The sequence below is a fragment of the Flavobacterium sp. TMP13 genome (assembly GCF_050847115.1).
Taxonomy (GTDB): domain Bacteria; phylum Bacteroidota; class Bacteroidia; order Flavobacteriales; family Flavobacteriaceae; genus Flavobacterium.
The window spans coordinates 1,385,581-1,410,198 of record NZ_CP193656.1 but is presented as its reverse complement, the minus strand read 5'-3'; the positions used below and the strand labels follow the sequence as shown (position 1 = coordinate 1,410,198).

Annotated in this window: 17 protein-coding genes and 2 tRNA genes; 11 read left to right on the top strand and 8 right to left on the bottom strand. The window is 35.6% G+C overall.

All coding sequences use genetic code 11. The features are described 5' to 3' along the window. Positions 1–102 precede the first annotated feature (102 nt). Positions 103–657 carry a crossover junction endodeoxyribonuclease RuvC gene (gene ruvC / locus ACRASX_RS06160; protein ID WP_082706671.1) on the bottom strand — a complete coding sequence of 185 codons (555 nt, stop codon included), beginning with the start codon at positions 655–657 and terminating at the stop codon, positions 103–105. Positions 658–804: 147 nt separating this feature from the next. On the opposite strand from ruvC, the gene ACRASX_RS06155 reads away from it, so the two are divergent. Both ACRASX_RS06155 and ACRASX_RS06150 read left to right on the top strand, forming a co-directional pair. Then, positions 805–1,746 carry a lysylphosphatidylglycerol synthase domain-containing protein gene (locus ACRASX_RS06155; protein WP_432222768.1) on the top strand — a complete coding sequence of 314 codons (942 nt, stop codon included), beginning with the start codon at positions 805–807 and terminating at the stop codon, positions 1,744–1,746. Positions 1,747–1,751: 5 nt separating this feature from the next. Beyond that, positions 1,752–2,852: a glycosyltransferase family 2 protein gene (locus ACRASX_RS06150; RefSeq protein WP_432223072.1), complete on the top strand. Its 1,101-nt coding sequence runs from the start codon at positions 1,752–1,754 to the stop codon at positions 2,850–2,852. 241 nt (positions 2,853–3,093) lie between these two features. Here ACRASX_RS06150 and ACRASX_RS06145 read toward each other — a convergent pair whose 3' ends face one another. After that, entirely contained in the window at positions 3,094–3,570 is a 477-nt protein-coding gene (locus tag ACRASX_RS06145; protein ID WP_066312709.1) for a hypothetical protein, read from the bottom strand. A gap of 353 nt (positions 3,571–3,923) precedes the next feature. Here ACRASX_RS06145 and ACRASX_RS06140 point away from each other — a divergent pair, with 353 nt between their 5' ends. The 8 genes from ACRASX_RS06140 to ACRASX_RS06105 all read left to right on the top strand — a co-directional run bounded on the left by ACRASX_RS06140 (position 3,924) and on the right by ACRASX_RS06105 (position 14,735). Next, the gene (locus tag ACRASX_RS06140; RefSeq protein ID WP_432222767.1) at positions 3,924–4,424 is read left to right on the top strand and encodes a DUF456 domain-containing protein; all 501 of its coding nucleotides are present in this window, start codon (positions 3,924–3,926) and stop codon (positions 4,422–4,424) included. A gap of 150 nt (positions 4,425–4,574) precedes the next feature. Continuing rightward, a complete protein-coding gene (locus ACRASX_RS06135) occupies positions 4,575–5,153 on the top strand; it encodes an RNA polymerase sigma-70 factor (RefSeq protein WP_197413412.1) in 579 nt (192 codons plus the stop codon). Between the two features lie 66 nt (positions 5,154–5,219). Then, positions 5,220–6,185 (top strand): FecR family protein, encoded by a 966-nt coding sequence (locus ACRASX_RS06130; RefSeq protein ID WP_432222766.1) that lies wholly within the window; start codon positions 5,220–5,222, stop codon positions 6,183–6,185. 174 nt (positions 6,186–6,359) lie between these two features. Beyond that, positions 6,360–9,656 carry a TonB-dependent receptor gene (locus ACRASX_RS06125; protein ID WP_432222765.1) on the top strand — a complete coding sequence of 1,099 codons (3,297 nt, stop codon included), beginning with the start codon at positions 6,360–6,362 and terminating at the stop codon, positions 9,654–9,656. A gap of 10 nt (positions 9,657–9,666) precedes the next feature. Further along, positions 9,667–11,085 (top strand): RagB/SusD family nutrient uptake outer membrane protein, encoded by a 1,419-nt coding sequence (locus ACRASX_RS06120; RefSeq protein WP_432222764.1) that lies wholly within the window; start codon positions 9,667–9,669, stop codon positions 11,083–11,085. 2 nt (positions 11,086–11,087) lie between these two features. After that, positions 11,088–12,128: a dipeptide epimerase gene (locus ACRASX_RS06115; protein ID WP_432222763.1), complete on the top strand. Its 1,041-nt coding sequence runs from the start codon at positions 11,088–11,090 to the stop codon at positions 12,126–12,128. Beyond that, on the top strand, positions 12,121–13,479 hold the full coding sequence (locus ACRASX_RS06110) for a serine hydrolase domain-containing protein (RefSeq protein ID WP_432222762.1): 1,359 nt from the start codon (positions 12,121–12,123) through the stop codon (positions 13,477–13,479). The genes ACRASX_RS06115 and ACRASX_RS06110 overlap by 8 nt, the downstream gene beginning before the upstream one ends. Beyond that, a complete protein-coding gene (locus ACRASX_RS06105; protein WP_197413411.1) occupies positions 13,476–14,735 on the top strand; it encodes a DUF819 domain-containing protein in 1,260 nt (419 codons plus the stop codon). The genes ACRASX_RS06110 and ACRASX_RS06105 overlap by 4 nt, the downstream gene beginning before the upstream one ends. A 61-nt stretch (positions 14,736–14,796) precedes the next feature. On the opposite strand, the gene ACRASX_RS06100 is transcribed toward ACRASX_RS06105, so the two are convergent. The 6 genes from ACRASX_RS06100 to dnaE form a co-directional block, all read right to left on the bottom strand. Then, a tRNA-Asp gene (locus ACRASX_RS06100) sits at positions 14,797–14,870 on the bottom strand. Between the two features lie 320 nt (positions 14,871–15,190). Next, positions 15,191–15,264, bottom strand: a tRNA-Asp gene (locus ACRASX_RS06095). A gap of 86 nt (positions 15,265–15,350) precedes the next feature. Next, on the bottom strand, positions 15,351–16,277 hold the full coding sequence (locus tag ACRASX_RS06090; RefSeq protein WP_432222761.1) for a DUF58 domain-containing protein: 927 nt from the start codon (positions 16,275–16,277) through the stop codon (positions 15,351–15,353). Between the two features lie 135 nt (positions 16,278–16,412). Next, complete coding sequence (trxA, locus tag ACRASX_RS06085) at positions 16,413–16,730, bottom strand: thioredoxin (RefSeq protein ID WP_066312685.1); 318 nt, start codon at positions 16,728–16,730, stop codon at positions 16,413–16,415. A 308-nt stretch (positions 16,731–17,038) separates the two neighbouring features. Next, entirely contained in the window at positions 17,039–18,004 is a 966-nt protein-coding gene (locus tag ACRASX_RS06080) for an outer membrane beta-barrel protein (RefSeq protein ID WP_066312683.1), read from the bottom strand. Between the two features lie 475 nt (positions 18,005–18,479). Then, positions 18,480–23,009, bottom strand: a complete 4,530-nt coding sequence (gene dnaE, locus ACRASX_RS06075; RefSeq protein ID WP_432222760.1) for a DNA polymerase III subunit alpha — start codon at positions 23,007–23,009, stop codon at positions 18,480–18,482. A 331-nt stretch (positions 23,010–23,340) separates the two neighbouring features. Between dnaE and ACRASX_RS06070 the strand changes: the two genes are divergently transcribed. Further along, positions 23,341–24,579: a DUF2254 domain-containing protein gene (locus ACRASX_RS06070; RefSeq protein WP_432222759.1), complete on the top strand. Its 1,239-nt coding sequence runs from the start codon at positions 23,341–23,343 to the stop codon at positions 24,577–24,579. Positions 24,580–24,618 lie beyond the last annotated feature (39 nt).

Genomic DNA, 24,618 nt, shown 5'->3' with positions numbered 1-24,618 from the left:
ATAGGTTGATTTTTTAGTAATACATATTAAGGGACCAAAATATTTTCATCCTTTTTCATTCCGAATTAATAGTACTAAAATATTTAAAAATCTGCTGAATTGTTACTTCTTAACTCGATCCTCATTGTTCTTTACAAAAGCATCCCAGCCTGTATAACTTTTTTCGCCGACGACTTTTCCTGAGTTGAAAAAATGACAAACTGCGGCGGCCAAACCATCAGTTGAATCCAGGTTTTTAGGCAATTCTTTTAGTCCCAAAAGTTGTTGCAACATTTTGGCCACTTGTTCTTTACTGGCATTTCCGTTTCCGGTTACCGCCATTTTTATTTTCTTGGGTTCGTATTCGGTGATCGGAATATCTCTGGATAATCCCGCTGCCATGGCAACGCCTTGAGCACGACCCAATTTGAGCATCGACTGCACATTTTTACCAAAGAAAGGTGCTTCAATCGCTATTTCGTCGGGATGGTGCGTGTCGATTAATTCGATGGTGCGTTCAAAAATAATTTTCAGTTTTTGGTAATGATTGTCGTATTTAGATAGCAGCAATTCGTTGAGTTGCAAGAATTCCATTTTTTTGTTAACGACTTTTATTAATCCAAAACCCATAATCGTGGTTCCAGGATCGATGCCTAATATAATGCGTTCTTTTGTCAATTTTTTTGAGGGATTAGACTGCGTTTTTTAAATGAAGATGAACAGTTTACAAATGCTTAAAATGTAAATTTCTGCAATGCTTTGTTATTTTAATTGCGAGTGCTTGCGAAGTAGTGTTTTTTACAATAGTTTCCTTTTCTTTGCAGCATGATTTCAATTCCTCACAAAGCTAAACAATTCCTAGTTCTTGTTGTCAAACTTTTAATTGTTGGTGGCGCATTTTACTTTATTTACGACCAACTCGTACAAAATGACCAGCTCGATTGGAAGAAATTTAGCGCTTTGTTTGAAAAAAACCAATCATTTCTAGGTATTACTTTTATTTTATTGTTGAGTGTTTTGAATCGCTACTTTGAAATTTTAAAATGGCAGAACTTAGCTCAAATTGCTCGAAAGATTACTGTAGGCGAAGCGACCAAACAAGTGCTTGCCGCGTTAACTGCTGGTCTTTTTACGCCCAATGGTGTGGGAGAATATGCTGGAAAAGCTTTGTTTTATAAAAAAGAGCAGACCAAGCAAATCGTGTTTCTGAATTTGATTTGCAACGGAATTCAAATGGTGCTTACCGTTATTTTTGGAATTTTCGGATTGCTGTATTTCAACACTTTATACCCAGTAGTGACTGCTCAGACTTTAGCAATCGTTTTTGTTGGTTTGGTTGTTTTAATTTTAGTTTTATTTTCGATTAAAAAAATTGCTATTAAAGGCTATTCGATAGAAAAACTGATTCATAAAATCAATTCGATTCCGAAAAAAATTCATCGCCAAAATATCCTTCTAGGTTGCAGCCGCTACTTGGTTTTCTCGCATCAATATTACTTTTTGTTTTTGGCTTTTGATGTGCATTTACCTTATTTCACCATGATTGCAACCATTGCTGCAGTTTACTTTTTAGCATCCTCCTTACCTACTTTTCAATTTTTAGATTTTGCTGTAAAAGGCGGCGTTTCTTTGTTTTTCTTCGGATTGCTAGGTGTTAACGAATGGATTGTAGTTTTTATAAGTACACTAATGTGGTTTTTAAATGTGGTTTTACCCGTTGTAATTGGCACTTATTTTGTCCTGCGTTTCAAACCCAAAACATTGTGATTTTGGTGTTTTTATATGGTATTTTGATTCTTTATTCCTTTGTAATCCTGTGGTTGGCTCACGGATTTAAAAAAGTCCCAGTTTACAAATTTGATTTTGCTGAAACACCAAAAACGACTTTTACTATAGTTGTACCTTTTCGGAATGAAACACAAAACTTACCATTATTACTAGAAAGCATTTCTCGATTGAATTATCCGACGGAATTATTTGAAGTGATTTTAGTGGACGATGATTCGGATGAAAAATTTCAATACTTCAATTCAACATTCCATATTCGAATCATAAATACGACTCGAACCTCAAATTCCCCCAAGAAAGATGCCATTTCGACTGCTATTTCTCACGTAAAGACCGATTGGATTCTTACTACCGACGCAGATTGTTTGGTTCCTAAACATTGGTTAGCAACTTTTGATAGTTTTATTAGAGAACACAACGTCGAAATGATTGCGGCTCCAGTAAACTATCAAAACACCAACTCTTTTTTGGCACATTTTCAGCAATTAGATCTAATGAGTTTGCAAGGCGCCACAATTGGAAGTTTTGGAATTGGTAAAGGTTTTATGTGCAACGGCGCTAATTTTGCGTACACGAAATCTTTTTTTGAAAGTTTAAAGGGTTTTGCTGGAAACACCAAAATTGCTAGTGGTGATGATGTGTTTTTGTTGCAAAAGGCCATAGAAGAATCTCCACAAAAAGTGGCTTATTTAAAATCAAAATTGGCCATTGTACTGACACAACCGACTAGTTTCTGGCATGAATTATTTTTTCAACGGGTTCGTTGGGCGGCAAAAACAGGTTCTTATCAAAGTCTATTTGGTAAATCTTTGGGCTTGCTTGTGTTTGCAGTCAATCTTAGTTTTATACTTGGCTTTGTATTTTTGCTTTGTGGGATTTGGTCTTTTTTGACTTTCGAATTGTTTGTGGTTCTAAAATTTGCTATCGATTTTATATTGCTTTACACAACCAATCGGTTTTTAGGAAACGTAAGAATGTCAAATTGGTTGTTGAGTAGTTTATGGTATCCCTTTTTTAGTGTAGCTGTGGCGTTGTACAGTTTGTTTGGAACATACGAGTGGAAAGGCAGGCGATTTAAATATTAAACTAAAACCATTGTTTGCTGACAGGTCTTTTTATTGACCTTTGTAGGCATTATATGAGATTAAAAAAGAAGCCGTAATTCATTCGTTCATGATTTTAAAACCCTTCAAGAGATTAAAAAACCGTATTCCTAAAAATACAAATGGATCGCATTCTGTTAGCCCTGATAAAAGCGGCATCCTTTTGTGTCTGCCGCGGCAGATGCAAAAGATATAGCGGATAGCAGGAAAGAGCTACTAAAACTTATTCTGACTTAATAATTACCGGTAATATAAATTGAGTTTTTACTGGAATTCCGCGTTTAATGGCTGGATTTACTTTTGGAAAATCGACTAAACGCGCGTGTAAAATACTGTCAATTTTAATGGTGTCGTACGCGACCGAATCTTTAGGAAACTGCGGTTCGAAAGTCATGGTTGCATTTGGAAAAACAGTAACTTTTACTTCGATTGTATCCAAATCCGGGTATAAAATAGAAAGAGTGTCAATGTCTAATTTTTCTTGAACAAGTTGTGCCATCGTTTCGAAAAAACATTGTTGACGCAGCTTTTTATCGGCGATTTGGTCACAGTTGGTTACCGATGGATATTCGTCTACCTCACGCCAATTGATGGATTTTAGTTCTTTTTGCAACAACTCTTTTTCGTCAGGAATTTGCTTCTCAAAATATTGACAAGACGCAAGTGAAAAAAGAACTATATAGAGATAAAAATGCTTCAACGGATTGGAATTACTTAATTACGATGCAAAATTACGATAATTTTTTGAGTTGCTTTAAAAACTACCAAATCTTCGTAGTTTTCTGACAGCAATTTCTAATTTTTTTAATCCCATTATTATTTGAATAAGAAATAAAGACAATTGCAGATCTAAAAAGCGCCGACTTTTTAATTAAATTTATGAATAATTTGAGCTAAAAATGCCGTTTTTGAATGTAAATCGAAATTAAAAGTAGAATCGAAATTTTTATTGGAATAGTGTAACATTTCTAATTCGTTTTAATTGTAATTTTCCCTTGAACTACTATCGGTTTAGAAATTAGTAGTCCTTCTCAAATTTTATAAAAATACTCTATGGATACTGTTTTACTTGTTTTAGGTTTACTATTTATGATTGGCGGAATACTTGGAAGTTTTTTGCCTGTTGTGCCCGGATTAACTTTAAGTTGGATTGGTTTATTGCTTTTGTATTGCACAGAAACTGTACCGATGAACTATTGGGTCATGGGTTTTGCGCTGCTTTTGGTCATCATCATAACTATTCTAGAATATGTGATTCCAGCAAAAGGAACCAAAAAATACGGCGGAAGCAGCTATGGCGTTTGGGGAACTAATATTGGATTAATTGTTGGTATTTTTGCTCCAATTCCCTTTGGATTTATAATTGGACCGTTTGTCGGTGCATTTGTCGGCGAATTAATTTACGATTCTAAGGATCATAAAAGAGCTTTTAAGGCAGCAACAGGATCATTTGTTGGTTTTCTTGCCAGTACTTTTTTAAACTTTATGCTTTGCGTCGTTTTTTTAGGATGGTTTATTCATGTGGTGTGGGAGAATTGGAACGGGTTATTTTAGGCATAATTGGCATTGAGAAAGAATTTAATTTATCTTGAAGTTCTTAAACAGATTCTTTAGTAATTACAGCTAAAAGTTAGAAATAACTTAGACTTTCAATTTTTTGAACGATATTAGCAAGAAATAATCTGTGTTTTAATACTTAGTGATTTGAATAAAGACCAAATAAATACTTCCTTTTTTATTCAACAGCTCAAGCAGGGCGAGAACAGCGCTTTTGAAACCTTGTATCATTTATATTTTCAAAAATTACATCATTTTGCCAATAGCTATTTAGAAAACGAACAAGAATCGGAAGAAATTGTTCAAAATGTTTTTTTTAAAATTTGGGAGAAACGCGAAAAGCTAGAACTATCGATTAATTTACATTCGTATCTTTTTAAGATGGTAAAGAATTCATGTTTGGATTATTTTAAACACCAGAAGATTCGTGAAAAATATCAAAATTATTGTGATTCCGAAAGACGCAACATCAACTATCTTGCTTTATTAGACGAATCAAGTTCTGATTTTATAGAAAAAGAACTATTGATCAAAATAAATGCAGTGGTCGAAAAACTGCCTGCAGCTTGCAAAAACATCTTTATAAAAAGCAGGTTTCAGGGCTTAAAACACAAAGAAATTGCCGAGGAATTGAATATTTCGACTAAAACTGTCGAAAATCAAATTACAAAAGCGATCAAGTTTTTACGACTTGAACTCAAAGAATACACTGCACTTTTTTTATAATTTAAAAAAAATCAAATTCGCGTAGGGGTTATCTAAGTATGAATCGTCTTAGAATAAATAGCCAACATGACCGAACTCGATTTAATACACTTTATAGATAAAAAAGGCGATGTTCTTTTTGATAAAAAAGTGATCGCTTGGATACAATCGTCTGCAGAAAATCAAGCTTTTTACAACCAAGTAAAAGCAAAGCACGTTATTGCTACTCTGGATGTTTCTTCAGAAAAAATAGATCCTGCCGTTCCATTTAATGTCTTTAAAAAGCACACTAAATCTAAAAACAAAACCATACGCTTATTTTTACAACGCGCAGCAGTTTTGCTTCTTCCGCTGGCATTAGTCACTTACTTCTATTTTTCTTCTGAAATTGATGTGCACGCAACAAAGCGATATTCGTATACTACTAAAGCAAAAGAACAACGAAAAGTTACGCTTGCCGATGGAACATTTGTTTGGCTGAATGCCGAAAGTAAAATTGTTTTTAGCGACACTTACAACGAGAGCGAAAGAAGAATCAAACTGTACGGCGAAGCATTTTTTGATGTTACCAAAAACAAACAAAAGCCTTTTATTGTTGAAACCGAATCGGGAATTGACATTAAAGTTCTGGGAACCAGTTTTAATATCAAATCTTATGCTGATGAAAAAAGGTTGGAAACAACTTTGGTTACCGGCAAAATAGAATTGAAAAACAAAGAAGCCGTTTTATCTACCTTATTGCCCAAACAACAAGCCGTTTTTTTTAAATCAGAAAAAGCACTGAGTATAAACACGGTTAATACCTCGAATTTTACCTCTTGGAAATCAGGAACTTTACTTTTTAATGAAACGCCTCTCAAAGAAGTTGTACTGAGCTTGGAACGCTGGTTTGGAGTTAAAGTCAATATTGCCTCTAAAGAATTTTACAACTATTCGTTTTCCGGCAAAATTGAAAAAACAAATTCTATTGAAGAGATTATGAGAATTTTGGAAGTTTCATCCAATGTAACTTGCGAGTTTGATAAAAAAACCAATCAAATGACCATTCGATAAACAAAAAAAGGGAGAGTGCTCGACTACTCTCCCTTAAATAAAAAGGCTTTTCGCTAACTAATTTTCAAAACAGAGTACTAACAAAAAACCGAGGTTAAAATTATGAAAAAAAAACGGACCAAAACGAACCCTACCAGAATATGCTCGTATTCAGTAGACAAATTTATTAGAGTAATGAAACTATCTACTTTAATTGTTGCATTAACAATTTTTAAAATTTCTGCCAGTAGTTTGCCCAGCTACGGACAAAAAATAGCCATTGATTATAAGAAAACACCGCTCAAGCAAGTAATCGCGGCTATTGAAGAACAAAGTAATTTTTCTTTTTTCTACAATACCGAACTAATTAACGACAATGCGCTTATTAGTGTAAAAACTTCAAGCGATAAAATTGATTCTGTTTTAGAAGAAGTCTTTAAGGGAACGGCTATTTCCTATAAATTAATGAATACTAAAATTATTCTTTACAAAAGAAGTTCTTCTAAAAGTGAGGCAAATAATATCGCAGAAATCAGCATCGTTCCTACCACAGTTGTGCAAGAAAAAGTTACTGTAAAAGGAACAGTTTTAGATGAAGGTAAAGTTCCGCTTATTGGTATCAATGTCGTTGTAAAAGGAACTACCAACGGAACTCTTACCGATATGGATGGAAATTTTTCGCTTCAGGCAAACTATGGCGATCAAATTGAAATAAGTTATCTGGGAATGAAAACCGAAACTAGAACGGTTACTAGAGAAACCACTGTTTTTAAAATTACGATGCTAGCTGAAGTCAGCAATTTAAACGAGGTTATCGTTGTTGCTTATGATAAGCAAAGCAAAAGTTCGTATACTGGTGCCGCTACAAATGTCGATGTTTCTAAAATTAGCGAAACGCCTGTTGCCTCCTTTCAAGAAAGTTTACAAGGTAACATTGCGGGTGTTCAAATGTCATCTGCAAGTGGACAACCAGGCTATTCTCCGCAAATTAGAATACGAGGAGTAGGATCGATCAATGCCAACTCAGATCCTTTGTACGTTGTGGATGGAATTCCAGTTGTTTCTGGAAATATTTCTACAATAGCAACGAGCTCAAATACCATTGCAGGCATCAATCCAAAAGATATTGCCAACATTACTGTTTTAAAAGATGCATCTGCGACTTCCATTTATGGTTCTAGAGGAGCAAACGGTGTTATACTTATAACGACCAAGAGAGGGAAATCTGGTAAAACAAAATTCGACTTTAGTACACAATATGGTGTGAGTGATATGATTACTGCCGACAGAAATAAACTACTTACTACTCCCGAAAATTTAGAATTATTAATTGAGAGTAGAGTGAACACAGGCGAAAGTTTTGAGCTTGCACAAAAGTACGTTTATGATCGAGTAGACGAGTCGGTTAATACCGATTGGCAAGATGTGATTGGAAGAACTGGACAATACAAGCAATACGGCATTAGCGCTAGTGGCGGTAGTGAAAAAACTAATTTTTACAGTTCACTAGGAATTTTTGACCAACAAGCGGTTATTATTGGGGTTGATTATAAAAAATTGAACGCCAAAGTAAATGTGGATCACAAAGCCTCAGAAAAACTCTCACTAAACTTTGGACTGGCAGCAAGCAACCAAATATTACATACTATTGATGAAGCTGGAAGCGCCAACAATCCAGTAAGAGCAATGACAAGAGAAGTGCCTTGGCAGCCGGTGTACAATGCAGACGGAACATACAATACTGATATTTTGCTAACTTATAATCCGGTAGGAATTGCTAAGGAAAACATTCGTGAAACGAAATTATACGGTATTTTAGGAAACATTGGTTTAAATTATGATTTTACAAAAAACCTAACTTTTGAAACTAAAGCAAATGTAGATTTTAATTTATCAGATGAATTTCAGTACGACAATCCTTATTTTGGTGAAGGAAGAAATGATGGTGGACGCGGTAGAGCTTCTGACAATATTATTGTAAACTGGAACGTAACCAACTTATTAAAATACAACTGGGAAATTAATAACACTAACAACGTTAAGTTCTTACTCGGTCAAGAGGCACAAAAAATTAACGCTAATTCGACTTATGCTTATGCTAGCAATTATGGTGCGCCAGGTTTAACTACTTTAGACAATGCATCTGTGTACCGCGATGCTTCGAGTACAAAAACTGCTTCGTCGTTGTCTTCTTTGTTTTTTAATATCAATTACGGTTTAGCCAACAAATATTTCTTTAATGCTACTGCCAGAAGAGATGGTTCTTCTCGCTTTGGTTCGGATGTTCGTTATGCTAACTTTGGTTCTATCGGATTGGGATGGGACATTCAAAAAGAGGATTTCATGCAAGACGTTTCTTTTGTAAACAAACTGAAATTTAGAACAAGTTACGGTATCAATGGAAACCAAGAAATTGGTGATTTTGCTTCCCGTGGTTTGTATAGCACTGGAGACAATTATAACGAACAACCTGGTTATACATACAGTCAACAATCAAATCCGAAGTTAACATGGGAAAAAAATAAGCCGTTTAACGTTGGATTAGATTTTCAGTTGTTCTCTATTTTCTCGGGAACTTTAGATTACTACACAAGAACTACTACCAATTTGCTTTTTAAAGTTCCTATTTCGGCCACAAACGGACTTACAAGTTATTTGGATAATATAGGAGAAATGAAAAATAGCGGAATTGAATTTGCGTTATCTGCTTACATTTTTGATAATCCCGATCATTTTTCATGGAAATCAGATTTTAATATTACGACTAATACCAACGAAATATTAAAATTACAGAACGATGAACCAATTATTGACAACAATTACATTAGAGAAGTTGGTGGTGATTTTTATACTTTTTATATGCCAGGATACGCTGGAGTAGACGCTGATAACGGAAATGCTTTATGGTATACTGACGCTACTAAAACTGCTACAACAAATAACTACAGCAAAGCCGAACCTTTTAAGCAAGGAAGTGCGCTGCCTAAATATTATGCGGGTCTAACCAATACGTTAAGCTATAAAAATGTGAGTCTATCGTTTATGCTGTTCCTAAATTCAGGAAATAAAGTGTACGATACATGGGGCAGATATACCAGCAGCGATGGTAGTGCTAAATTAAATGACCGTGGAAATCTAACTCGTAAAATATACGAAAACAGATGGCAACAACCTGGTGACATTACCGACGTTCCTAAAATGGTTTGGGGAAATACGCAATCTGGTTTATCAAACCAACACTCTACCCGTTTCTTGTCTGATGGTACTTATTTGAGACTAAGAGACATTACGTTGGCGTATGAATTTCCAACAGATCTAACGAATAAACTAAAAGTAAGTTCTATTCGATTGTATCTCAAAGGAACCAACATGGCAACTTGGACCAAGGACAAAGGTTTGGAAATTGACCCAGAAGTAGGAATTGATGGCGTAGCCAATCTAAGAATTCCGATAGCAAAACAAATTTTAATGGGACTTGATTTTTCATTCTAAAACTAAAAATATGAAATTAAAATATAAAAATATACCCGTACTACTAAGCATGATGTGTCTAGGTTTAACGTCTTGTAGCGACAGCTTTTTAGACATCAAACCCGAGCAAAATGTTGCAGCAGAAGATGCAGTAATTGACTTGGTAACCTTGCAAACTGCCATAAACGGAATGTACAGCAAACTGCAAGACAGCGACTATTATGGTCGAACGATGTATGTAATTCCAGAATTAATGGCCGACAACTTGTATTTAAGCTCTAGAAATACGGGAAGATATTTGGAGTTTGAAAACTTTGTAGTCTCCGACAGAAATACCTACGCAGAAGGCACTTGGAATCAGATTTACGAAGTAGTTGTAAATGCTACCCGCGCCATTGAAGGAGGTAAATTGATTGAAGTTACCACAGCAGAACAGCAAAAAAAGATCGATCAACTTGTTGGCGAAGCGTACACTGTACGTGCATTAGCACACTTTGATTTGGTTCGTTTGTATGCGCAACCGTACAATTTTACAGCCAACGCAACCCACGCAGGAGTACCTGTAGTTAGTGCAATAAATACAAATCAAGTTTCTCCCTCGAGAAATAACGTAAGCGAAGTCTACACACAAATTAATAGTGATCTTGCGCAGGCGCTTTTGCTAATGACCAACCAAAAAGCAAGTGGTTATTTTTCTGTAAGCGGAGCCAAAGCATTAGCTGCTCGCGTAGCACTTTATCAAGAAAATAATCTAGAGGCAATAAAGCAAAGTACCGAGGTCATTAATACGAGTGCATACAGTTTAATGACGAATGCAAATTATTTGAAAGTATGGAATACCGCTTTCAATTCTGAGTCCATTTTTGAGATTGTAAACACTATCGCAGACAGTGAAGGCACCAATAGTTTGGGGCATTTTTTCAGTGTTGCGGGTTACGCTGATGCGTTAGTAACTACTGAATTATTTGTATTATACGACAGCAATGATATTCGCAAATCAGTGATCGTGCAAGGTGCAAAGCCAGGAGCAGAAAAAAATGCATTATTTGTTGGAAAATTTCCTAACGGTACCAAAAGCGATGATAATATCAGACTATTTCGTTTGGCTGAACAGTATCTAATTAGAGCGGAAGCATACGCGAAAGAGGGCAACGATATGTTGGCGCAACAAGATTTAAATTTAATCGTAAAAAGAGCACAACCAAATGCTGCCACTATTACAGACACAGGCGCAAATTTACTAGACCGAATTTTACTAGAACGCAGAAAAGAGTTGGCTTTTGAAGGACATCGTTTATTCGATTTAAATCGAAATAAAAAAAATGTAAACATCATTCAATCAGAAAATGCGGTCCTTGTTAATTATCCAAATGATAAATTTATTTTACCTATTCCGCTTAGCGAAATAAATGCAAATCCAAATATCAAACCTCAAAACAACGGGTACTAAAAATGATATCAATAACCCTAAAACCTTACCTCTTAAACAAAAAACATGTTTTTAGAATTGCTGGAGGCGCACGAACAAATACACCAATCGTACTTGTACAGTTACAATTTGAACACTTTGTAGGATACGGGGAGGCTTCGATGCCTCCTCTCTACGGAGAAACAATTGCCTCAGCTGTACATTTTGCAAAAACATTTGATTTTTCACCATTTGAAAGTCCGCTTGAAATTATCAAAATTCTGACAGCTGTAGACAACCACGCCTGCGGAAATACAGCTATAAAAGCTGCTATTGATATTGCATTGCACGATCTCATCGGAAAAATGGTAAAAAAACCATTGTATCAATACTTTAATCTTCCAAAAAAAGATTTAAAAACGAGCAAAACAATCGGAATAGATTCTTCTGAAATTATTAAAAAAAGAGTCGAAGAAGCTGCTGAATTTCATTATTTAAAAATAAAATTGGGCGGAGACAACGATGAAGAAATTATTAAAGCTGTTCGAAATGTAACCAACAAACCGTTGTTTATAGACGCAAATCAAGGTTGGACAAATAAAGAACGGGCGTTGGAAAAAATAGATTGGCTTAAAGAAGAGGGCGCTATTTTTATAGAACAACCCATGCCAAGAACAGCTTTTACCGATATGGAATGGTTGCTTTCAAGAAGCTCTTTACCGCTGATAGGAGACGAAGGCGTTCAGCGTTTAGAAGATGTAAAAAAGGCGGAAAATTTTTATCACGGTGTCAACATTAAATTAATGAAATCTACCGGGTTGCAGGAAGCTTTTGCTATGGCAAATTTGGCAAAATCACTGAATTTAAAAATTATGTTAGGTTGCATGTCGGAGACTTCTTGTGCAATTAGTGCAGCTTCACATTTGGGCGCTATGGCAGACTGGATCGATCTTGACGGTAATTTAGCCGTGACCAACGACCCTTTTGTAGGACACAAAGTCAACAATGGATACATAGAACTCAACGACAACTACGGAATTGGACTAATACACCCCAATTGGGAAAAAATTAAAGCGTATGAATAATGTATTTTCATCATTTCTTATCTCGGTTAGCTTGCTGCTTTTTAACAACTGCCGAGAGATAAAATCCCAAATTAAAAATAATGAAAACAGCGAGGTGCAAAATGATACGTTAGACGCGTATTTCACAAAATTGCACAAAGCAAAATTATTTAATGGAGCAGTTGCAATAAAAAGAAAAGGAAAAGTAATTTTTAAAAAAGGATACGGTTTCGCTAATATGGAGAAACAAACCTCCTTTTTACCTTCCACCGCGATGGAAATTGCTTCAGTTTCAAAGCAGTTTACCGCGACAGCAATTTTATTATTACAGCAAGACCATAAATTAAAAATTACAGATCCGATTGCTAACTATTTAGGAACTAGTTTTCCGTATAAAAATATTACTATTCAGCACTTATTAACACACACCTCTGGACTTCCTGATTACGAATCGCATTTTAAAAAAAATTGGGACAGCACAAAAATTGCTTATAATAAAGACATTCTAGATTTTTTTAAAAAGAATCATCCCGCAATTGTAAGTGCTCCGGGTAACAAATATCAGTATTCAAATACCGGTTATATTTTACTAGCAGAAATTGTAAACGCAGCCAGCGGAATTACTTTAGAACAATACTTGCATGAAAAGATTTTTAAACCCATGAAAATGGATCAAACTTTCTTTATAGGAAGAGATAGTATTTGGAATAAAGCAGATTATGCTCCAGCGTACATGATCGATATTCGAAATTGTAATTATGTTGCTCCAGAAACTTTACCTAATAAAAAGTATTATCACTTTTTAAGCGGAAGACTAGGTTCGGGAAGACTATCCTCATCGATAGACGATTTAATTAAATGGGATGACTTTTTGTACAATTCTGAAATTTTAAATTCCGAATCAAAAGAACTTGCTTTTACTACACATCCTCCAACTGCAGAGAAATCAGATTATGGTTTTGGTTGGCATGTTTTATATGACAGCGCAAACGGTAAAACCGTATATCATACCGGAAGCTGGGCAGGAAATTTAACCTATATAAAAAGAACTTTAAATTCTAAAAATTTAGTGGTTTTATTAAATAATTCCAACTCGCCGTACATGAAGGAGATTCGCACTACTTTGGACGGATTTCTCTTAGGTAAAGCATTAGAATTTCCAAGTATAAAAGGGGAGGAATTATTTCAAAATCAAGCATGTTTTTTAGCGCCCGAATCAATCCAAAGTTGGTATAAAGCGAATCAATATGCCAAATGGGATGTTAAAAAACTACGCGTACTACAAAAAGAGTATCTTGCTTTTGGAGAAAACTCTAAAAGCAAATTGCTCCAATTATTAATTAAACAAATAGATAAAGACGCCAAAAAATGATCGAAAAACACGCTCCTTTAATTACTAATGATGCCGTAGTACTTGGGATTTTAATTACTATTTTAGGAATTATTTTTATAACCTCATCCAGTAACAAGCCGTTCTTCAAAAAATTATATACTATTGTTCCTTCCGTTTTGTTGTGTTATTTTTTGCCTGCTTTATTAAATACATTCAATGTAATCTCAGGAGAAACTTCCAATTTATACGCCATTGCTTCACGCTATTTGCTTCCAGCAAGTTTAGTTTTATTGACCTTAAGTATTGATTTTAAAGAGTTAAAAAAACTAGGGAGCAAAGCGGTGATTATGTTTCTAGCTGGTACAGTGGGCGTAATAGTTGGTGGTCCTTTGGCATTTTATATTGTTGTTAGCTTCTTTCCCGATGTTGCTTTTTCTAATGGCGAAGAAGTTTGGAGAGGTTTAACGACCATCGCAGGAAGCTGGATTGGTGGTGGCGCCAATCAGACAGCGATGTTAGAAGTTTTTGGAGCCAGTAAAAGTTTGTTTGCTCAAATGATTGCTGTCGATGTTCTGGTGGCCAATTTATGGATGGGAGTTTTACTTTATTGGTCGCAAAAGCCAGATCGCATAAACAAATGGTTGCGTGCCGACAATGCACCAATTTTAGAACTAGAGAAAAAACTTCAGGAAAAACAATCTGGGAAACAATCTATCGTAACGTCAAAATCGCTAATGATTATATTGATGGTCGCTTTTGGAGTCACGGGATTATCGCATTTTTTATCTGACATTCTAGCACCATTTTTTGCAACCAACTATCCCGAGTTAGAAAAATACTCTTTAACAAATTCCTTTTTCTGGTTAGTTGTTATTGCAACCACAATTGGCGTAGCCTTGTCTTTTACAAAAGCAAGAGAAATTGAATCGTACGGAGCGTCTAAAGTTGGGACCGTTTTTCTTTATATTTTAGTAGCAACTATTGGCACGCACATGGACTTGGCTGCCATATTTGATAATCCTTTACTATTCTTAATTGGAATAATCTGGATTTGCATACACATTATTATTATGATTATTATTGCTCGCATTATTAAAGCACCATTCTTTTACATAGCCGTCGGAAGTCAAGCCAATATTGGTGGCGCTGCCTCCGCTCCTATTGTTGCCGCAGCATTTAGTCCTTTTTTGGCACCGGTTGGCGTGCTATTGGCCGTTTTAGGGTATGCGTTGGGAACGTATGGTGCTTATGTCTGTGGATTGCTTTTGCAGGAAGTGTCTCGCTTACTCACGTAGCGCATTTATATTGTTAGTTAAACGAAAAAGCCTCTCATTTCTGAGAGGCTTTTTTAATAAGCGGTCTGGACGGGACTCGAACCCGCGACCCCATGCGTGACAGGCATGTATTCTAACCAACTGAACTACCAAACCTCGCTTTATGGTGGTGCAAAAATACAACAGAACTTTGATTCTACAAGCATTTAAAGCACTTTTAAATCATTTAAAAACGTTAAATTTTTAACAGTCTGATTTCTATCAAAATACAAAAATAAAAGGTGTGTTTTCATTAAGTCGAAAAAATAAAAAAGGTTATAAATCAAAAAAGCCATCCCTAAAAAGGGAAAGCTTTCCATCGGTTTAACTACTAAACCAGCTACGAGTTACAAATTCGTAGCAAACAACACAACTAATCTTAAATACCGTTAGTGGGCAAAAAAGCCTTTCATTTCTGAAAGGCTTCCCCAATATTGCGGTCTGGACGGGACTCGAACCCGCGACCCCATGCGTGACAGGCATGTATTCTAACCAACTGAACTACCAAACCTCTGCGTTATTGCGGTTGCAAAGATAGTATAGAATTTCATTTCTGCAAGTCTTTTTAGTAAAACTTTTAAATAATAAAATCAACACCTATCCAAAGTTCTGTTTCTCAACCAAATAGGTCGTTATTATTTTTTCAAAATTAGCACCAACGTTCACAGGAACGTACTTAATTTTGTTCTGAGCGCAAGTGAGAGCCAACCGCTTAAAATAACTTTCAGCTTCTTTCTTGTAGGCTTCTTTTATAGTATCTGCAAAAACAGCTACTTCTTCGCCAGTTTCTAGATCAATAAACTTACGCGGTGCATTATCAAAATCGAACTGCAACTCGGTTGTGCCATCAACGACATGAAACAAGACCACTTTGTGCTTGTTGTGTTTTAAATGTTGTAAAGCATTAAAAAGTGCTTCTTCATCTTCTGACTGAAACATATCCGTAAATAAGATAATCATCGAACGACGGTACATTTTCTCGGCAATCTGATGTAAATAGGTAATCGTATCTGTTCGTTTTTGCTTTCGAGAAACTTTCAAAAGTCCTTCGAGCGTACTTAACAACATTCTGTGATGCCGATCTCTGCCTTTTTCGGGCGCGTAATACTCATAACTATCCGAAAACACACTTAGACCAACAGCGTCTCTTTGCTTCTTTAAAATGTTCATTAAAACAGCCGAAGCCAAAACCGAGAAGCCAATTTTACTTTCATAAAAATTTTGATTCGCCTGCAATTCAGGATAATGCATCGAAGACGAGTTGTCTATAATAAGATGACAACGCAAATTAGTCTCTTCTTCGTACCGTTTGGTATACAACCGATCGGTTCTAGCAAATAATTTCCAATCGATATGTCGCGTGCTCTCGCCAGGATTGTAGACTTTATGCTCGGCAAATTCTGCCGAAAAGCCATGAAACGGACTTTTATGCATGCCCGAAATAAAGCCTTCAACCACTTGATTGGCTACAATCTCGAGATGTTGAAAACGAGAAACTTTTTCTAATTGCGATTCAATCTTCATCTCTCAAATGTATTTAAAAAGATTTAAAAACTAAAAGAATGATTGACTTAAACCAACCATGCTGTTTCAACTTGATGTAGTAAAACAAAAAAGGCCTAACTTTCGCTAGACCTTTTTGAATTCTGTACTTTTAGATTACAACAAAGCATCTAAGCTATCAGCATACGTTTGCTTTGGAGCAACTCCAACTTGTTTGCCAACTACTTCTCCTTTATGGAAAACCAATACTGTTGGAATATTACGTACACCGTATTTTGCAGCAAATTCTTGGTTTGCATCAACATCAACTTTACCAATAACAACTTTACCTTCGTATTCGTTACTTAATTCGTCAATGATCGGCCCAACCATTCTACATGGTCCACACCAAGCTGCCCAAAAATCTACCATTACCGGTTTATCTGATTTCAAAACTACTTCGTCAAAAGTAGCATCTGTTATTGCTAATGCCATATCCTTATTTTTTTTAATGTTTAAAACTGTAATTTACTAATTATTTAAATAAATCATATGCAAATTTAAATATTTTATATCAAACACACCCTATCTCCAAATTAGTTTTCACTATAAAAGTATTGCAAAACTCTATACTAAGATTACCTTAAACAAATTCGACTGCTTTTTTAAGGAGCGACTTCCTGCTATTCGCTGTATCTTTTGTGCCGAACACCAGCACAAAAGGATGCCGCTGCTATCAGGGCTAAAAAAAAAAGAGACTGCCGATTGACAATCTCTTTTTTCATTTATTTGGAGGCAAAGTATTATAGACTATATTTCAATCCTAGTGTTAAACCAAGACCAGAAATTCCAACATAAGAGCTTAACTCATCCATTGGTTTAGTATCGTCAAAGCTAGTAGTATTAAAATCATCGTTGTTAGAGCTTCCATTCAAAGATTTTACATAATTACTGTGAATCGCAGCATAAGAAGCCTCTCTAAAAGTAGTAGTAGTATTCAATTTATCTACACCATTCTCTGTATAAACTTCCGTTTCTTTTGTCTTACCATGAACAGTGAAGTTACGGTACTCCAATTCAGCAAAAGCAGAAATGTTTTTACCCAGCTTATACGAAGTTCCTAATGCTGCCATAAATCCTACAGTAGGATTCGGCTTAACTACATCTTTCGAATATGCATCAGTATTTGCAACTTGATTTGCACCTACAAATGTTGAATAAGCCCTATCAGTTTTGATAGTTAAATCGCCATGAACAGGTACAATTACACCAACTTTTGTGTAGGGTTCAAATCCGTTAGCTTCTCCTAAGAAAAGCACTAAAGAAGGAGCTAAATCAAAAGCTCTAATTTGACCTTCAGCATCAAAATTTAAATAGGTTGCTGCGGTAGTCGTCGGATTGTAGGCAATCAATCTATTTGTAGTTTGAGCCATTGTTTTGCTAGCGCTTGAGTAATAGTTGATCCCCATCTCTACTCCTAAACGAGTATTAAATCGGTAACCAGCAGTTAAACCTGTTCTAAAACCTTCTCCAAAAGATCCTGTAACACTTTCTCTTGATGCTAATTTATTAGCTCCAGGTCCACCAACATAAACATCTCTATTTGGAAGCTGTCCACCAACAACTGGAAATTCCGTTGAAGCAGTTTGCATAAAGTATGATCCACCAAGTTTAAAATACCAGCTTTCATTCTTCTGTGCATCATCAGATTGTGCGACCATTGACATAGAACACGCAAATAATCCAGCTATTAATAATTTCTTTTTCATAATGTTATTGATTGTTAAGTTCATACAAACATAAATAAATAAAAACAATGTTATAAGAGTTAAAAAAACGTTTTCGTAACAATTACCAATAAAAAGACTACTTCCGTTAAAACTATGCGTGCATACTATATTTTTTAACTAAAAAAATAATTATTTTATAAAATTTTAACTTTTGCAGAGAGTCTGTTTACCCATAATAGCACAAACACTCCTTTAAATTAACAAGAAATATACAATAGTACGTATATCACTTACGCTACGAAAGACTTCCTATTCCTCGACATAGATAGTCTTCGAGAGACAGAAGTAAGTTAAAAATAAAATTAAAATATCTTATGGCTACCCAATTGGCCAAATTGACCTGAAAATGCGAGAACCGCTCTAGCTACTAATCACCACTAAAACAGAAAAGCCATAACACTAAACTGTTATGGCTTCTATTTATTTATATAATAACGTATTCTAACTGCTGCACTTAATTCAATTTAAAATTAATTTGCATTTTCTCTAATTCTATCAGTAATTCCGTCGAAATTTTCACTTTCAATTTACGACTTGGCATCGTTAATTTGGTTACTACATTAATTTCTTCGACTTCAGTTAACTGAGCAACTTTGGTTTGCGCCAAAGTATCGCTGTCTTCGTTTTCATCTTCAAAAACTTCTTGTTCTTCTTCGGAATATTCAGTTGTAGTTTCCACTAACTTCTTAATTTTTTCCAGTTCCATGATTTCAAAAGTCACGGTATTATCACCCTTATATTCTGAAAACAAACGATTCAAATGATGAATAAAATCGGCATCTAAATCTTTAATATTTAATAAGAGCACCAGCTTTTTAGCAAAATTTTCTAATACATCTTGCAGCTGTTTTACCTCAGTAAACTGAATTCTAGGATCGGATTTTTTACCTGTATCTTGATTGGTCCAACCTTCTTTAACCAGAACTTTTATAAATGTAAAATTATTTTGGATCAAGAAATGTCTGAATTTCAAATATTCTTCGCCAAAAATTCTAAATTCAAAACTTTCATCATAACCTTCTAAGTTGAACATAGCCCAGCCTTTTCCGTTCTTCGCGACACGATGTTGTACGTTGTTTATAATTCCTGCAAAAGTGAGCGATTTGGTCACATATTGTTCCAAATTCCTCAAAGCCTCCAGCCTTGCATTGCAGAAATATTTCATTTCAAATCTAAAATCATCCAAAGGGTGACCAGAAATATAAATACCAACAACCTCTTTTTCTTTGGCTAGTTTTTCCATCGTGCTCCAATCCTCGCAAGGCGGAACCACAGGCTCGGCAATTTGCACATCGCTACTTTCTCCGAACAAACTTACTTGTGCTGAATTTTCATTCTCTTGGTATTTGACGCCGTATCGAATTGCTTTTTCATAAAAAGTAACACCATCGCCTTCATCATGAAAATATTGTGCTCTTGTAGTTCCAACAAAAGCATCAAAACCGCCTGCTAGAGCCAAGTTTTCTATTGCTTTTTTATTAGCAGCACGCAAATCAATGCGTTTGGCCAGATCAAAAATCGATTTGTATTTTACCTCTTTTCTGGTATCGACAATTGTTTTTACCGCATTAGCTCCTACTCCTTTAATCGCTCCCATTCCGAAACGAACTGCATAATCATCATTTACTGTAAATTTATAAAAAGACTCATTTACGCAAGGACCTAAAACTTGTAAGCCCATGCGCTTGCATTCTTCCATAAAAAACGAAACTTGCTTGATATCGTTCATATTATTACTAAGCACTGCCGCCATATATTCAGCAGGATAATGGGCTTTTAAATAAGCGGTTTGGTAAGCAATCCAAGCGTAGCAAGTCGAGTGTGATTTATTAAATGCATAACTCGCAAAAGCCTCCCAGTCTTTCCAGATTTTTTCTAAAATTTTCGCATCATGTCCTTTTTCGACAGCTTGAGCTACAAACTTAGGCTTCATTTTATCCAAAACTTCCTTCTGCTTTTTACCCATTGCTTTACGCAAAACGTCGGCATCCCCTTTTGAAAATCCAGCCAAAGATTGTGACAAGAGCATTACTTGCTCTTGGTAAACCGTAATTCCGTAAGTCTCGCCCAAGTATTCTTCGCAAGCATCTAAATCGTATTTTATTTCTTCTTCGCCATTTTTTCTTCGAACGAAAGAAGGAATATATTCAATTGGTCCTGGACGATACAAAGCATTCATTGCAATTAAATCTCCAAAAACCGTAGGTTTAAGATCCTTCATGTATTTCTGCATTCCGGGTGATTCGTATTGAAAAATACCAACCGTTTCTCCTCTCTGGAACAACTCATAGGTTTCTGCATCATCGATAGGAAATGCATCGGGATCCAGCTGAATTCCAGTTCTATATTTGACCAACTTAACCGTATCTTTTATCAATGTAAGGGTTTTCAAACCCAAAAAGTCCATTTTTAACAATCCAGCACTTTCTGCAACCGAGTTGTCAAATTGAGTTACATATAGCGCTGAATCTTTGGCAGTAGTTACTGGTACAAAATCGGTAATGTCTGAAGGTGTAATAATCACACCACAAGCGTGAATTCCCGTGTTTCGCATCGAACCTTCAAGAATTTTTGCTTGCTGAATGGTTTCTCCTGCCAAACCATCTTCATTGGCGATGGCAATTAATTCCTTTATATTATCAAATTCGTCCGAACGGAGCGCTTTTTTAACATCTTCTTCTTTCTCCGAAATAAAGCGGGCCAAATTCCATTTGGACGGCATCATTGGCGGAATCAATTTGGCAATTCTATCGGCTTCAAATAAAGGTAAATCTAAGACACGAGCTGTATCACGAATAGCAGACTTCGTTGCCATTTTACCATAAGTGATAATTTGAGCCACCTGATTGGCTCCGTATTTATTAATCACATAATCCATCACGCGACCCCTACCTTCATCATCAAAGTCGATATCAATATCGGGCATTGACACACGATCGGGATTTAAGAAACGCTCAAAAAGCAAATCATATTTAATTGGGTCGATATTGGTAATCTTTAAACAGTAAGCAACCGCAGAACCTGCAGCAGATCCACGACCAGGTCCAACAGAAACATCCATTTCTCGCGCTTTGGCAATAAAATCCTGAACGATCAAAAAGTAACCTGGATAACCTGAATTTGAAATCGTCAGTAATTCAAAATCCAAACGTTCTTGAATCGCCTCGGAAATTTCACCGTATCTTTTTTCGGCTCCTACCATCGTAAGATGCCTTAAATAAGCATTTTCTCCACGAACGCCATTATCCTTTTCGTCCTCGGGATTTACAAATTCTGCTGGAATGTCATATTTGGGAAGCAAGACATCACGATACAGCGAATATATTTCGACTTTATCTACTATTTCCTGAATGTTTATAATTGCATCTGGCAAATCCGAAAAGATCTTTTTCATCTCTTCTTCCGACTTGTAGTAGTATTCTTGATTCGGCAATCCATAACGGTAACCGCGACCGCGGCCAATTGGTGTAGCTTGTTTTTCTCCATCTTTTACGCACAACAAAATATCGTGCGCATTGGCATCTTCTTTATTTAAATAGAAAGTATTATTGGTTGCAATCAGTTTGACATTGTGCTTTTGTGAAAACTCAATCAAGGTTTTGTTGACGCGATTTTCATCTTCTTGATTGTGGCGCATAATTTCAAGATAAAAATCTGCCCCAAATTGCTCTTTCCACCAAATCAAAGCTTCTTCGGCTTGGATTTCACCGATGTTTAGAATTTTACTTGGAATTTCACCGTATAAATTTCCCGAAAGAACCATGATGTCTTCCTTGTATTTTTCGACAACCGTTCGGTCGATTCGAGGCACATAATAAAAGCCACTTACGTACGCGATCGAAGCCATTTTGGCTAAGTTATGATAGCCTTTTTTATTTTTTGCCAACAAAACAACCTGATAGCCGTTGTCTTTTTTGGTTTTATCTAAATGATTTTCACATATATTAAATTCACAACCTACTATTGGTTTTATTTCGGTTTCTGTAGGTTCTTCGCCTGCTTCTACCAATGTTTTATTTTTGGAAGCCGATGCTTTATTGTGATTCATTACGGAACTCACAAAGTGGAAGGCACCCATCATGTTCCCAGTATCCGTCATGGCGACTGCCGGAAGATTGTCTTTGGCCGTTGCGGCAACTAGTTTAGGAATGGCAATAGTGGATTGCAGTACCGAAAACTGAGTGTGGTTGTGTAAATGAGCAAACTTTGCTGCATGCAGATCTTGCTTTTCTGAATCAGAAATAACCGTTTCCGTCGCAACCGAATCTAATGCTTTTAACTGCGCTCTAATTTTATCAGAAGCAGCTTTAAGATTGATGTGTTTCAGGCCGATTAACCGAATTTCTTTTGGATTTTTATTCTGAAAAGTCTCAAAATAATTAGCCGGAACATCCAATTCTTCCTTGGTAAAAACCTCTCTACGAATTAGTTCGAAAAAACAACGTGTTGTTGCCTCGACATCGGCAGTTGCGTTGTGCGCTTCAGAAAAAGGAACGTTAAATAAATATTCGTGCAATTCGGTCAATGTCGGCAATTTGAATCTTCCGCCTCGACCTCCTGGTAATTTTAACAATGAAGCTGTCACTTCTGTACAAGTGTCCAAAACAGGCATCGAACTCATAGGCGAATTCACACCCATACGATACAATTCGGCACCCATAATATTGACGTCAAAACCCAAATTCTGACCTACTATAAACTTAGATTTACTTAAAGCGATATTGAATTTCTCTAAAACTTCTGTCAAAGAAATTCCATCTTTCTGTGCTAACTCAGTCGAAATTCCGTGAATGCGCTCAGCATCGTACGGAATATTAAATCCATCCGGTTTTACCAAATAATCTTGGTGCTCAATAAGATTTCCCATCTCATCATGCAACTGCCAAGCAATTTGTATGCAACGCGGCCAATTGCTAGAATCGGTTATTGGCGCGTTCCAGTTCTTAGGTAATCCAGTAGTTTCAGTATCGAATATTAGGTACATAATTGCAAATGAGGTAATTGTGATTTGTATAAAACACAAAAAATGAATAGCAAATTTAGCGATTTTTTTCTGCCAATGGAAATGAAAAGCAAATGGTTTTTAACTATTATACCTGATAATACGCTTTCATAAATCGTATTATTTTATGAAAATTTCAATAAATTAAAATTAAAATAATCGCGTTTAAAATCTAAAAAAACCTTTAATTTAATATCAGAATGAATGTATAATCAAAACAATCTCCTTCAATTATTATTTTTTAACTACCTTAGAAATGCGATAAAGAAAACACTCAATACAACATCACTTTCGTGAACCGTAAACTTAAAAAATGACTGTCAATTTAAATAAAAACTTAAGAATCTATTACAACAAGATAACGGAAAGTATTGCATTTTATCCCGCCGTAATTGCGATCGTATTCTTATTTTTATCTTGGATGATGTTAGAACTTGATTTTTCGTCTTTTGGAAAAGAAATTAAATCCAATATCAAATGGCTGAGTTTAAAAGACGCCAGCACTGCGAGATCTATAATTTCAACAATTGCTGCTGCCATTATATCATTGACTGTGTTTAGTTTCTCGATGGTGATGATCGTGCTCAATCAAGCCGCTTCACAAATGAGCAATCGGGTACTAAATAGTATGATTGGAAACCGCTTTCAGCAAACCGTTTTGGGTTTTTATATTGGCACAATTGTGTATGCTCTTTTTTTATTAAGTACTATTAGAGACATTACTTCCGGTATTTATGTGCCTGCGCTGAGCATTTACTTGCTTATACTTTTGACGGTAATAGACATTTTCCTTTTTATTTATTTTCTAGATTATGTCACCCAAACTGTAAAATACGAAACTGTAATTGATCGTGTTCAGAAAAAAACAATGCAAAACATGCAGGAGAAATGCATTTCAAATGAAGAAGAAAAGATCTCTTGGAACGACTTACCTTATGTCGAGATAAAAGCCGAACGGTCTGATTATTTTCAGGGTTTTAATGAAAAGAAAATACTCGAAATTGCTACAAAGCATAATTTATATCTTAGTTTCTTACATCAGAGAAGTACCTATTTACTGAAAGGAATTGTCTTGTTGCGCCTTTACAGTAAAAATGCAATTGATAAAGAAGTTCTTCTTGAAATTGCAGCTGCAAACGATTTTTATGACGGCCAGCCCATTGACAGAAACGCCGATTATGGCTTCAAACAATTGTCAGAAATTGCAATTAAAGCGCTAAGTCCCGGAATTAATGATCCAGGAACTGCAGTTATTGCGCTGCATTCTTTATCTGATTTACTGTCATTTAGATTGTACCATACTAATTCTGAATTTTTAACTGACGCGAACGATATTGCCAGAATATATATTCCTTCTTCTTCCTTTACCGAATTAGTAGAAAACTGTATTTATCCGATTTGGAGGTATGGTAAAAAAGACCAATACATTCAGGCTGAAATGAAAAATAGCATTCAGCAACTGCTCGCTGTAGATTATAAAAATAAATATTCTCAACTGTTCGATCATCTGAATAACATCATTCAAAAAGAAATAAACGAGGGAATACTATAAGACAACCCTACAATTACAAAAAACTGGCGCCTTATTTCT